A 12,351-nucleotide genomic window follows, 5' to 3' on the forward strand; every position below is an offset into this window, starting at 1 on the left:
CTCTTTGTTTGAGCATGATCTTTCGGAAAACCGGTATCCACTTTTCCGGATCATGCTCCAGGCATCAGGCCTTCCGTAGGTCCATCGACCAAGTAGATGCTGGCCCCGAGCAACACGCGAGTGAACGCCAGAAGCTTTCGTTCTCCCCCGCTCAGTGATTCCGCAATTTGTCTCCGGCCCGCGGCGAGCCGCCCGAGGCGAACACAGGCTCTGTCAGTTTCCTGCTTAGCCATCCGGTTTGCGAGCATTCCCCATTGCTATGGAAACTATACATGCCGGCTATTGGAAAGCTTCGTCCCGCGTTGCGATCAATGCGTAGAGCTTTCGCGGATTTCATGAGTGACGTTGATTGGCACACCGCTCACTCCCAACGCGCTCCGGAGGCATCCATGGCTTTTACGTTAAGGATCAATAGCACGCCTCATGAGGTCGATGTCGATGGCGACGTCCCGCTGCTGTGGGTGCTGCGCGACGTACTCGACATGACCGGGACCAAATTCGGTTGCGGCCAGGCGCTGTGCGGCGCCTGCACCGTGCATCTCGACGGCCAGCCGGTCCGCTCCTGCCAGACGCCGGTCGACAGCGTCGGCGACAGTGCGATCACCACCATCGAGGCGATCGGCCAGACGCCGCAGGGCGCGCCCTTGCAGAAGGCGTGGCTGGAGCTCGAGGTGGTGCAGTGCGGCTACTGCCAGTCCGGCCAGATCATGTCGGCGGCGGCGCTGCTGAAGGGCACGCCGAAGCCGACGGATGATGACATCGACGCTGCCATGTCGGGCAATGTCTGCCGATGCGGCACCTATCACCGCATCCGCGCAGCGATCAAGCATGCTGCAGGAGTTTGAAATCATGGATGAGCTTGTTCTGAAAGAGCAGATTGTCGATGAAACAGCGATGTCGCGGCGCGCCTTTCTTCAGGGCACGGGTTTGCTGCTTGGTTTTGCGCTGACTGGTGCGAGCACCGAGTCCGTCTTCGCTGCGCCTGCTTCGCAGGTGGTCGAAAGCGAGGTCACGGGTACTTTCGCGCCGAACGGATTTATACGGATCAATCCAACCGGCGCCGTGACCCTGGTCATTCCGATGATCGAGATGGGACAGGGGGTTTACACGTCGCTCTCGATGCTCCTCGCTGAAGAACTGGAAGTGAAGCTTGACCAGATTCAGGTTCAGCATGCGCCGCCAAATCATGCGCTTTACGTCAACTCGATCATAGGCATTCAAAATACAGGTGGTTCCGCCTCTGTCCGCGCCTTCTGGACACCACTGCGTCAGGCGGGGGCAGTAGGCCGTAATCTGCTGATCGCGGCAGCGGCAAAGCGCTGGAATGTCGATCCGGCGACTTGCCGCGCCAAGGACGGCGTCGTGTTCGATGCGTCAGGCTCGAAGCATCTGAGCTACGGCGAACTTGCGACAGCGGCGGCGAAATTGCCTGTGCCGTCGGCGGCAAACGTCAAATTGAAGGATGCGAAGGATTTCACCCTGATCGGCACGCGTGCCAGGCGCGTGGATTCAGCAATAAAGGTCGATGGGCGCGCGCTCTACGGCATCGATACGCGACTGCCGGGTATGAAGGTCGCGGCGGTTGCTATTTCGCCCGTGCTCGGTGGCAAAGCGAAAACGGTGGACGAGAAGGCCGCGCTGGCAGTGAAGGGCGTCCGGCAGGTGGTCAATATCGATGAAGCTGTTGCCATGGTAGCGGATCACATGGGTGCGGCGAAGAAGGGGCTCGAGGCCGCCGCCATCACGTGGGACGACGGGCCGAACGGCAAGGTCAACAACGCCGATATCGTCAAGCAATTGGAGGAGGAATCCAAAAAGCCGGGCGCCGTTGCCCGTAACGTCGGGGATGTGGGGAAGGCACTTGCGGCGTCAGCGCAACGGGTTGACGCCATCTATCAGGTGCCTTTCCTGGCCCATGCGGCGATGGAGCCGATGAACTGTACCGTTCATCTGCAGAAGGATCGTTGCGACATTTGGGTCGGGACACAGGCGCCTACGATCACGCAGTCTCAGGTGGCCGAACTCACCGGCCTGCCAACGGATGCGATCAAAATTCACAATCACCTGATTGGCGGTGGCTTCGGTCGAAGGCTGGAAGCCGATGGCACGATCCTCGCCGTCAAGATCGCCAAGCACGTCGACGGCCCGCTGAAAGTGATCTGGAGCCGGGAGGAAGACATTCAGCACGACATGTATCGGCCGTACTATCTCGATCGGCTGTCGGCCGGACTTGATGCGGCCGGCAAGCCGGTTGCCTGGACGCATCGGATCGCCGGCTCCTCGGTCATGGCCCGCTATTATCCCCCTTACTTCAAGGACGGATTGGACCCCGATGCCATCGAAGCGGCGGCCGAGCCGCCCTATGCACTGCCCAATATCCACGTCGACTTTGTCCGGGTCGAGCCCCCTGGTGTCAGGACTTCCTGGTGGCGCGGTGTCGGACCGACTCACAATGTTTTTGTGGTCGAAAGCTTCATAGATGAGCTCGCGCATGCCGCGAAGCAGGATCCCGTCGCCTATCGCAAGGGATTGCTTGGCCACAATCCGCGAGCGCTTGCTGTTCTGTCGCTTGCTGCGGAAAAAGCTGGGTGGGGATCACCACTCCCCGCGCGGCATGGCCGCGGGATTTCGGTGCAATTCGCATACGGAAGCTACACCTCGCAGGTCGCCGAGGTCGAGGTGGCGGCCGATGGCTCTGTCAAAGTCAAGCGGATCGTCTGTGCGATTGATTGCGGCATGTACGTCAATCCCGATACGATCGAAGCACAGGTTCAGGGTGGAACGCTTTTCGGGCTGACCGCTGCGCTCCATGGCTCGATCACCTTCAAGGATGGACGCGTCGAGCAGAGCAATTTCGACAGCTATCTGCCAATGCGTATCGATGAGGTACCGGTGGTGGAGACGCACCTGATTAAGAACGCAAAAGCTCCAGGTGGCATTGGTGAAGCTCCGACAGCCATTGTCAGTGCTGCAGTGACCAATGCGATCTTCGCCGCGACCGGCAAGCGTGTGCGCAGCCTGCCGATCGATACAAATTCGCTGAAGTCGTCGTCTTAGTCCTTACCCATCATCCCACGCGCGTTGTAGCGCGCACGGGATGACAGTGGGGAACTAAAGCCCCGGAGCATAATGACTATTGGAGCATTCGCTTTCTCCGCAGGTCCAAATTTCGTCTAATGGCAAGAAACGAGGTTCAGTGGTACGAACAGCATGGCGGCGCCCCGCTGATCCTTGGAGAACAGGTTTCGGAGCACGATCGGTGCCGGTAGCCGGCAGTAAAGGGCCACCACAGTCATGCACACTTCGAAGGCGGTTCCAAAGCAGGCTCTCATCGGGCAGAACCTTTCGGCGCCCGCGGGTTCCACTGTCAAATTGTCTACAACAGACCTCAACAACTTGATGCAGGCGCTCGACATCGATGTCATCGCGCTGACTGAGATTTTGGTGCCGCACGGCCATCGAGTCGAATTTGGGACGATTGACGTACCCGGGATCCACTACAACTTAAGTGGGGTGGGACGCATTTCGATCAACGGCGGACCGATGATACCGTTGAGCCCTCATTTGCTCATCATCGTGCCGCCAAACACTCCGTTCGTGATCGAAGTTGACGGTGGAAGTAACCCACCGAAGCTCATTTCGAGAGACTGCTGGACTCGTCAAGACGGCATCCTCCGCGTCGCCATGCCGAACAAGCAACCCGAAATCGTCCAGATATGCGGCTTTTTCAACGCATCCTTTGGTCAGTCTGTGAGGCTGTTCGGAGAACTCCGCGAACCGGTCATCGAGCAATTCGAGCCGGCGGACAGGATCGATCTCAAGCTTCGCGAGGCCATGGACGAGTTGCTACAGCAAGAGGTCGGCGTTGGAGCCATGACAGCGTCTCTGCTCAAGCAGATCGTTGTCTCATTGGTGCGACGGTCCCTCAAGTCATCCCAGCGGTGGACTGAGCGATTTTCGATACTTGCCGACAGGCAGGTCACCCGCGCATTCGCAGATATGGTGGCGCGGCCGGGAGCCGCCCATTCAGTTCAAAGCTTGGCACACAGTGCAGGGTTGAGTCGTTCGGCGTTCATGGCGCGTTTCTCGGACATCTTTGGACAATCCCCGATGACCATCTTGCGCGACTTGAGAATGCGCCAGGCCGCGATCGATTTGACGACAACGACGATGTCGATCGACGTCGTTGCTCTCAATGCGGGGTACGAGAGCCGTTCAAGTTTTGTGCGCGCTTTTCGAAAGGCGCACAATCGGGATCCAAGCGACTATCGGCGGATAGCCAAGAAGGGTAAAGCCCAGAAGGATATCTGAGAACAGCAATCCCAAAGCAAGAAGGAGGCCGCCCGCAACGTCGCGCTGTGCCTCATGCAGAGCGGCGCTCAGACTGAGGTGCTTCTCCGCCCGCAACATTTCGCTTCAAGTTGGCTGCGGCGTATGCGTAGCCGCCGGAAGCACCGTCAACGAAGTGCACGTGATCAGCTCGCGTGGGTGATGGCACAAAGCATGTAAGATTTGCAGCCAGCTGTCGATGCGTCCCAAAAAGGCATGCACCTCGTCGCTGAGCCTCTTCCAGGCGTGCGTCTATGACGTCGGCGAGTTCAGTCGAGCAGTCCACTGTCATACGTAGGCCGTCATCGAATTTTCGGTAGTCTGTATTCTCCACAAGCTCTCGTTGAAACCGATCTTCATCAAAGCCGCCAATAGGAAGTCCCGGTAGAATGCCCACCCGCGCCAGAATGGCGCGCGAGCACTTCGCAGCCCAAGCCGCGAAGGGCATCTTTCGGCTGCCTTTCTTGATGGCATGATCAAGATAGTCGACGGACCATGCGGGGAGCGGGCCTTCGGCAGGCAATGGATGTAGGCCCGGCTCATGTGAACGGAGCGTCCGCAGGAGCTCTTGTATGAGCTCCACGAACGAAGTCGGATCATCGCTCGGAACAACGATAAGAGACAAGATGACGCCGTGCTTAGTACTGATCGGCGCAAACCGGCACGAAAGACCCGTGAGGTCGGCTGTTGCTCCCACGGGCGCGCGCGGGACGATGTAGCCGCCTTGCTTGAGTTTGCGCTCTGCCCAGGCAAGCCCTCCGCCGGCAAACATCGCGTAGGTGACATTCGAAGAGGGCGCGAAGCGAGCTACCAGAACGTCCAAGTGCTGAGCGCGAATGTCCGCGATAGGAATGACTGCAATGCGCAACGTGAGACCCAATGCGTCTTCAGCCCAAGCGGCAGTTTTTGCCAGCGCATCCCTGATGATGGACGAATAGGAGCTGGGCGCTGCGAAGCTCGCGCCATCTCCTCCGAACGTGGACGGAAACTGTAGGTCGGGCAGTGCATTGCTGACGGCAGCAAGAACCGCTGCACCGGCCGTATTCACCTCGCGGTATCGTCCTTGTTCAATAGCTCCGGTCGAACGGCTGACGTCCGTAACGGCGATGATCCAGTCATTAGGTAGAGGGCGATACCGATCTCGCCGCACTACGTCATCAAAGGAGTCGAAGGGCACAAGCGCCTGATAGAAGCTGTCGTCTTCGGCCTCGTGGTCAACCTTTGTCTGGAAAAGACCGACTTCGAAGGCCGGCTCTGATCCATCCACCATCATGCGCACTCCCTTCGGTCGTCGTCGGAGTTCAGAGTGAGACCACTGCCTCTGCGACACACAGGCATCGGGTAGGCGTGCGCTCGGGGTCAAGCTCTCCTGGTCGTCTCGAACAGGAACCATGTGCGACGTTCCGTCTCGTCGATCCAGTTTTCGATCAGGCTGGCCGTGGCGACATCGCCAAACTCGTCGCAGACATTGTGGGTCTGGCGCATGCGCTGGGTGAGCGCCAGGTTGTCTTCCTTCAGCTCGGCCAGCATGCCTTCGGGTGTGACGAAATCCGCATCGTTGTCCTCGATATGCTTCACCCTGGCGATGTGGCCGATCGAGCGGATCGTTGTGCCGCCGATCTTGCGGGCTCTTTCCGCGATCTCGTCCGTCATCGCGAAGATCTGCGCGGCCTGCTCGTCGAGAAGGAGATGGTAATCCCGGAAATGCGGGCCTGATATGTGCCAATGAAAGTTCTTGGTCTTGACGTAAAGCGCGAACACGTCTGCCAGAAGCGCAGTGAGGGCGGCTGAAATATCCTTCGTAGCATTGGAGCCGAGATTGCTCGTCGTGGAGAGCGGTGCCTCGCGGCGCTTTCTCGCGTCTTCTAGACTCATTTTGATCTCTCCTTCAGGGTTGATGCAGTCTGCTGTCCGCCGGGTGATGGCTCTGAATAGGCAATTCTGCGGAACCGTTCACCGCGATGGGTCACGATCAGGAAGATTGCGACTATCGCTGTCGCCGGCTTGCGCCAGAGCTCGCTGGGTCCTCTTCAGATCCTCGACCAGCATCGCCGTGGCGTGGCGCGCGAGCGCCTGGGTCGGGGCGTTGGTATTGCCGCTGGTGATGTTCGGCATGATCGAGGCGTCGATTACCCGGAGACCTTCAACCCCACGGACCCTGAGCCTTGCGTCAACCACCGCTCGCGCATCCTGGCCCATCCGGCACGTGCCCACCGGGTGCCACATCGTCGTCACGACGCGCTTCACCCATTCGGCGATCTCGGCGTCCGACTGGATACCCGGACCGGGATCCATCTCCTCTTCGATTACCGACGCCAATGACTCCTGAGCCATAACCTCGCGGACCGCACGCACCGCTTCCACCGCGGCCCTCACGTCTTCCTCCTCGCCCATGAAGTTCGGGTTGATGAGGGGCATCGATGTGGGGTCGCTGTCGGCCAGTCGCACCCAACCGCGGCTCTTGGGCTGAAGCACCACGGTTTCGAAGGTGAAGCCGGAGCGGTCGCCCGTTGCGCTGAGTTGCTCGTTCAAGACGACAGGAGAGTGATAGCATTGGATCGTGGGATCGGCGGCGAAGTCGGACGGATTCCAGTGGGTCACCGACTCGATGCCGTTGCCCGCCGCCGGACCATCCTTGGTGATAATATAACGCAGGCCCGCCTTTATGGTGCCGAGGCCGTGCGCGGCAGCCTGGTAGCCGAGATCGCCTTTTACGTAGGCACGAACCGGTACCATCGGGTGGTCGTGAAGATTTTCGCCCACCTCCGGAGAATCGACGATCACCGCGATGTCGTGCTGGCGAAGCTGCTCCGCTGGCCCGATGCCCGAATGCATGAGGATTTTCGGACTGTGGACGGCGCCGGCCGACAGCACGACCTCGCCGGCCATGATCCTCTCGTTGTCCACGAGCTCGACGCCGACAGCCCGCTTGTTCTCGACGAAGATGCGAATGACGGTCTTGCCGGTGAGGAGGGTCACGCGGCCCGAGGCGAGGTGCGGACGAAGATAAGCGTCGACCGCGCTGCACCGCCGCGCATCTCCAACCGTAGACTGCACCGGCGAGACGCCGATCTGGCTCTCGCCGTTATAGTCGGGATTATAGGGGACCCCATATTCCTGGAAGGCCTTCAGGCAGTATTGGTTCAGCTTGTTGATGCCCTTGGGCAACTGAACCGCCAGACCACCATTGATACCGTGATATTCGTCGTGGAAAGTATCGTTGCTTTCCTGTGCCATGAAGACGGGAAGCAGGTCTTCATAGGACCATTTGCCGGTATCGCCTGCCGCGTCCTGCCACCCGGCGTAATCGCGTATCTGACCACGGACGTAACACATCGCGTTGATCGAGGAGCCACCGCCGAGCACCTTGCCTGAGCGAAATGCTCGCTTGGTGCCGTGCTGGGGAACTGTCTCGTATTTCCAGACATGCCGGTCGTGGGCCAAGATATTGGCGAAGCCGGCGGGAATGTGGATGAATGGATCGTGATCCGCGTCGCCCGCTTCGATCAGCGCGATCGACGCATCGGTGTGTTCGGCGAGATAACTCGCGACGACGCAGCCGGCCGCGCCCGCGCCAACAATGACAATGTCGTACCCCTCTTGAGACATCAGCGTCTTTCTCTTTCGCGCCATTTGTATCGTTCAATCAACGTCCGTAGCCGACGCCTCGCTATCGCGGCGCCTGACCTAGAGATTGATTGGACCTTCCTTTTGGAGAGTGACCCTGCAACGCCGGCGAGGGAAATCACCTCTCGCCATAGAGTCGATAGACGATCGTTATTGTCGCTCCCCGAGGTCACCCTGGCGACGTTCGCCTCACCGGCATCGGTGACGTATCAGAGGGCGTCGCAGCGTTTCGCGAGACGTGCTCTCGCGCTCGACGAAAAAGACGCGGTCAGCGTGTCACAGCGACTCCGGCCGCGCCGTCATGACTCGGGACCAACACTACCGCCGTCGCCTAACCGATCCGAACCCCGCACATACCGGCGATGATCGCGGCCGAGATAGCCGCGCTTATTACCACGCCCGCGCCCCAAAGACGATTTGCGGCGCGTCGATTGACGCCATGCGCGATCAGCACCATTCGTAATCCCGACGTAAGATGGCTTAGGACAAAGAAGACGCCGAGCGCGTAATGAGGCAACAGCCGGATATTCCATGCGTCATGAATGAGCCCGGTCGGGGCTCCGATCGCGAAATTCCAATCGGTCGGTATACCGAGAAAGCTTCGCGCGTAGATGAAAACCGAGTTCATGTGCCCGAGGATGAACAGCAAGAGGTAGGCCCCCGAGGCGACCTGAAATGTCCGATGGAAGCCTTGCGGGGCAGCACTCCAACGCCATGCCAGAAGCAGGCCGGTGCCGATCTGAAAAAGCATGGCCGCGACCAGCAGCGGTTCACCCACGAAAGAGCGGTAGACAACGCGACCGATCTTCATGACTGCCGCATGTGCGTCGGGGCCGATCAACCCAAACAGGTGATTGGCTAGATGGAACCCCACGTATAGGCCCAAGACCACGGCCGTCATTCCGTGGACGATGCGCCAGCGCCCCACGGTCGGGCGCGTTGCAGCGACGGGATTGCGGGCGGCCTGTGACCAAATCGCGATTGCGAGCCAAAGCGCGCACCACACGATTTCGTCTGGGATGGGGCTATGAATCAGGGCCTGAACGACGCCAAGAAAGACATAGAGCGTTGGGGCCGCCACGCCGGCATAGGCGAGCCGCCGCGCTCCTGGATCGGCGTCGGACCGGCAAGCGAGCACGAGCGCGAGAAACGGCACGACGAGCGCCACGGCCAGGATCAAGATCGCGGCGACAATTGCGAGAGGCGAAGGCATTGCGGCCTGCGTGCCGACGACGGCATGAAAGGCGCGGAGTAGAAAAGGGTAGCAAATGGCCGCCGCTGCGGGAGCCAGCGCCAAATAGTCGAAGCGTGGCCCAATCACGGCGCTTCGGTCCCGCGGCTGAGCAAACGCGTTCATCTTAGACCCCTTAAATCTCAGCCGCCCGATCCGGCGAGGGCTTGCGCCGTATTAGCCCTCCACCATCGGCGCCATCAAGAATGATCCCGGCCCAGCCGCAAGCGCACGGGTTCGTGACCGATGGCGGCAGGCGAACATCAGCGACGTTTCGACGACGCCATCGCAGCTTTCAGCCAGCCACGCGCTTGCCCAATTCCGGCCGCATCGCGACTGACTCCTCAGGCGCGTTCAGGACTGACGTCGTGAGCAGGACAGCCGCAGCGAGGACCCAGTAGTACCAGGCGTCGAGCCCCGCGAATTTGAAGGCAAACGGTGCGATGACAAAGACCACCCCGACGGCGCGATCGACCCAAAGGTGCAGCCAGTAGGGAATGATGCGGACGAGACCGGTGGGATGGTCGGTCAGCGCTGCCAAGAGCAGCGCGGCCACACCGGCGACAACCGAAAGCTCCACCGCAAGGGGCCCGCTTTGGCCGAGCTTCAGCACGAACGGAGCTACGATCAAGGCGATCGCAACAGGATAGTCGATCAGGTAGGCGTGGATAGACTTGGTGATGAAGCGAAACGACATCGGAGACTCCTCTGCTTGGTTACTCGAGCGGGTCCATGCGACGTGGAAGGTGCATCCACCCAAGAGGGCGATTTCGCGATCCTGTGATGGTAAGCACTCCGTCACGGGCCAGTCCGGTTAGACGAGCAGTAAGGGTACGCCGGCACGCCAACCATTAGAAATGCCCGGTCGTTATCGTTTCCATTCCACTCGCCCGGCGTCATGGAAGCGGGTTAGTTTGGCGCGTCGACCGCGAGTGTCCGAGGGCGGTGCTTCAGCGTCCGGCTGTCGAGGTCAGGGAAGGCTTGGTAAGACAGCATTGTTCACTTCATGCGTAGCGCGTTTGGGCTTTTGAATCGGCCGCAGTGAACGCATGCGCTACATGCTCTCCCCGGACGCTGGACGCATTCCACGAATTCACCTGCGCGAACGACGAACGACCAGTCGCGAAGCCGCGCGACCTTGACGAAAGCGTCCAGTGCCGGCGAGTAGCGGCGCCCCTGCACAGCCAGTAGCCGCACCTCGCGCGAAACCGGGTCGCCTTCGAGCGGAATGGTCTTGAGCGTCGGAAGGCGCGGCATGTGCTCGGGCGCCAGTATCACGCCGAAGCCGGCGGCAGCCATGTGCTGCAGGTGTGAGTCGTGACCGCTGCAATGGCCGAGGAGGGGCGGTCCCTCGGGGAAGTACGACCGCTGGATCTTCGGGGCGACGTCGCATCCAGCGCGCTCCAGCAAGACGGTCTCACGGAGGTCGTCGATGCCGATGGAAGGACGGTTGGCGAGCTGGTGTGTCGGCGCGAGAACCGCGACGTAGCGCTCCTCGAACAGCAACCAGTCGTCGATGCGGTCGGGCATGTCCCCCACGTCCCCGACCATTGCGGCGTTGATCTCCCCCTCAAGCAAGAGGTCGACGAGCTTCTCCGCCGCGCCCTCGCGCAGTTCGACGTGAAGTCCAGGAACGAACTTTGCGATCTCCGCGATCGGATCGAGGACGAGGGACGCCGAGATGGATGGGGCGAGGCCAATCTTCAGTGGCGCAACCTCCTTGCGTTGGAACTCCTGGGCTCGGCGACGCACCCCCTCTGCCGAGGCCAGTGTGCGCTCCAGCATCGGAAGGACTTCCTTTCCAAGATCGGTGAGTTGAGTCAGCTGGCGTTCGCGGTAGATCAACTGGCCGCCGAGTTCCTGCTCGAGCTTCTGCACCCCCTTGGTCAGGGCGGGCTGCGTGACATTGCAATGTTCGGCGGCGCGGGTGAAGTTGAGCGTGGACGCGACGGCGAGGAAGTAGCGAACCTGATGAAGCTCCATGGGCTGTTCTCCGTCAACGTGCGGCTGTCGATACTGACGGGTCTTGCGATGCCCCGTCCGGACTGGAGCGCTCGTGATCGTTCACAAAGAGGGAAGACGACGTGACTGTCACCGGCCGTATTTTGATGGCTTGAGGGGCTGCGATCGATTGCGCGGAGGTACTGCGAGGTTAGCTTGTCGCTACGTGTGCTAAGCGATCGCTTAGAAGTGAGGGCGTAAACCTCACGCCCCGAACCCGTTGACCGGATGTGCAGCTAAGGGAGAGGATCAGCGGCGCAGAAAAATGCGATGGACGCAATTTGCGAGTAGACGGCGCCCTCGTACGAAAACACTGAGGACATGCCTTTCCGGCTCAGGAGTTCTGCGGGTGTTCTAGTCTTATATTGAGAAGGTCCGCCATCCGGCTGAGCTCGGGGAGCGAACGTGCCTTCATCTTCCGCATCAGGTTCACGCGATGCACCTTCACCGTGGACTCGGCGATGCCGATGTCGTTGGCAACCTGTTTGTTCAGGCGACCGGCCACGACGCCGAGCATAACTTCACGCTCACGGGAGCTGAGCATGTCGAAACGCTCCTTGAGCGCAGCCAATGCGCTATCACTCTCTCGACGGGCGCGATCGCGAGCGAGGCCGGCCTCAATGGCGTCAAGCAGATCCTGATCACGGAATGGCTTTGTAAGGAACTCTATCGCACCGCCCTTCATCGCCTGCACGGTCATCGGCACGTCGGCGTGCGCCGTGATGAAGATAATCGGCACTTGCCTCTTTGCGGCGACAAGTTCGCGTTGAAGCTCAAGACCGCTTCGCCCCGGCATCCTTACGTCGAGCACCAGGCAAGTAGGACCGTCCGGCAGATCGGCCCTGAGAAAATCGGGAACAGACGAAAACTGTCGGGCATGCAAGCCGACTGACCGCAACAGCCGCGCGACCGAGTCGCGAAACTCGGGATCGTCATCGATAACCAAGACACTGGGATTTGCCTCATCCATTCCCGGTATCCTGCGTGGGGAAGCGCGTTTCTCTATTCGACGTCACTCTACGCACAATCAGTCGAGATGAACAGGTATCTTTTGCCTAAGCGTACAGCCGGATGCCTAAGCCATCGCTTACGGGCGCGGTCATTGCATTATTGCGGAATGTCCTGGACACTAGAAATTGCATGCAGGCGCGAGGTATGCCGCC

General features: G+C 60.2%; 10 protein-coding genes. 3 read left to right on the plus strand and 7 right to left on the minus strand.

Features of this window, described 5'->3' with window-relative positions:
* Positions 1–389 precede the first annotated feature (389 nt).
* The 3 genes from I6F38_RS08175 to I6F38_RS08185 all read left to right on the plus strand — a co-directional run bounded on the left by I6F38_RS08175 (position 390) and on the right by I6F38_RS08185 (position 4,311).
* Positions 390–845: a (2Fe-2S)-binding protein gene (locus I6F38_RS08175; protein ID WP_225159880.1), complete on the plus strand. Its 456-nt coding sequence runs from the start codon at positions 390–392 to the stop codon at positions 843–845.
* Entirely contained in the window at positions 829–3,057 is a 2,229-nt protein-coding gene (locus I6F38_RS08180) for a xanthine dehydrogenase family protein molybdopterin-binding subunit (protein ID WP_225159882.1), read from the plus strand. Before I6F38_RS08175 ends, I6F38_RS08180 begins: the two co-directional genes overlap by 17 nt.
* A 237-nt stretch (positions 3,058–3,294) precedes the next feature.
* A complete protein-coding gene (locus tag I6F38_RS08185) occupies positions 3,295–4,311 on the plus strand; it encodes an AraC family transcriptional regulator (RefSeq protein ID WP_225159885.1) in 1,017 nt (338 codons plus the stop codon).
* A 52-nt stretch (positions 4,312–4,363) separates the two neighbouring features.
* On the opposite strand, the gene I6F38_RS08190 is transcribed toward I6F38_RS08185, so the two are convergent.
* The 7 genes from I6F38_RS08190 to I6F38_RS08220 form a co-directional block, all read right to left on the minus strand.
* A complete protein-coding gene (locus I6F38_RS08190; protein WP_225159887.1) occupies positions 4,364–5,602 on the minus strand; it encodes a DUF3095 domain-containing protein in 1,239 nt (412 codons plus the stop codon).
* An 86-nt stretch (positions 5,603–5,688) separates the two neighbouring features.
* Positions 5,689–6,204, minus strand: coding sequence for a DNA starvation/stationary phase protection protein (locus I6F38_RS08195; protein ID WP_225159890.1), 516 nt, complete (start codon positions 6,202–6,204; stop codon positions 5,689–5,691).
* A 78-nt stretch (positions 6,205–6,282) separates the two neighbouring features.
* Positions 6,283–7,962, minus strand: coding sequence for a GMC oxidoreductase (locus tag I6F38_RS08200; protein ID WP_225159892.1), 1,680 nt, complete (start codon positions 7,960–7,962; stop codon positions 6,283–6,285).
* A gap of 325 nt (positions 7,963–8,287) precedes the next feature.
* Complete coding sequence (locus I6F38_RS08205; protein WP_225159894.1) at positions 8,288–9,313, minus strand: hypothetical protein; 1,026 nt, start codon at positions 9,311–9,313, stop codon at positions 8,288–8,290.
* A 169-nt stretch (positions 9,314–9,482) separates the two neighbouring features.
* A complete protein-coding gene (locus tag I6F38_RS08210; protein WP_225159896.1) occupies positions 9,483–9,884 on the minus strand; it encodes a hypothetical protein in 402 nt (133 codons plus the stop codon).
* A 302-nt stretch (positions 9,885–10,186) separates the two neighbouring features.
* Positions 10,187–11,170 carry a LysR family transcriptional regulator gene (locus tag I6F38_RS08215; RefSeq protein WP_225159898.1) on the minus strand — a complete coding sequence of 328 codons (984 nt, stop codon included), beginning with the start codon at positions 11,168–11,170 and terminating at the stop codon, positions 10,187–10,189.
* 352 nt (positions 11,171–11,522) lie between these two features.
* Positions 11,523–12,158 (minus strand): response regulator, encoded by a 636-nt coding sequence (locus I6F38_RS08220; RefSeq protein ID WP_225159899.1) that lies wholly within the window; start codon positions 12,156–12,158, stop codon positions 11,523–11,525.
* Positions 12,159–12,351 lie beyond the last annotated feature (193 nt).

It is taken from the genome of Bradyrhizobium sp. BRP56, assembly GCF_020194035.1.
In the GTDB taxonomy this organism is placed as follows: Bacteria; Pseudomonadota; Alphaproteobacteria; order Rhizobiales; family Xanthobacteraceae; genus Bradyrhizobium; species Bradyrhizobium australafricanum.

Bases quoted from the DNA above. Each gene is read 5' to 3' on its own strand.
- I6F38_RS08180 (WP_225159882.1), top strand. From the start codon at position 829: ATGCTGCAGGAGTTTGAAATCATGGATGAGCTTGTTCTGAAAGAGCAG.
- I6F38_RS08190 (WP_225159887.1), bottom strand. From the start codon at position 5,602: ATGATGGTGGATGGATCAGAGCCGGCCTTCGAAGTCGGTCTTTTCCAG.
- I6F38_RS08175 (WP_225159880.1), top strand. From the start codon at position 390: ATGGCTTTTACGTTAAGGATCAATAGCACGCCTCATGAGGTCGATGTC.
- I6F38_RS08200 (WP_225159892.1), bottom strand. From the start codon at position 7,962: ATGGCGCGAAAGAGAAAGACGCTGATGTCTCAAGAGGGGTACGACATT.
- I6F38_RS08205 (WP_225159894.1), bottom strand. From the start codon at position 9,313: ATGAACGCGTTTGCTCAGCCGCGGGACCGAAGCGCCGTGATTGGGCCA.
- I6F38_RS08220 (WP_225159899.1), bottom strand. From the start codon at position 12,158: ATGGATGAGGCAAATCCCAGTGTCTTGGTTATCGATGACGATCCCGAG.
- I6F38_RS08215 (WP_225159898.1), bottom strand. From the start codon at position 11,170: ATGGAGCTTCATCAGGTTCGCTACTTCCTCGCCGTCGCGTCCACGCTC.
- I6F38_RS08210 (WP_225159896.1), bottom strand. From the start codon at position 9,884: ATGTCGTTTCGCTTCATCACCAAGTCTATCCACGCCTACCTGATCGAC.
- I6F38_RS08185 (WP_225159885.1), top strand. From the start codon at position 3,295: ATGCACACTTCGAAGGCGGTTCCAAAGCAGGCTCTCATCGGGCAGAAC.
- I6F38_RS08195 (WP_225159890.1), bottom strand. From the start codon at position 6,204: ATGAGTCTAGAAGACGCGAGAAAGCGCCGCGAGGCACCGCTCTCCACG.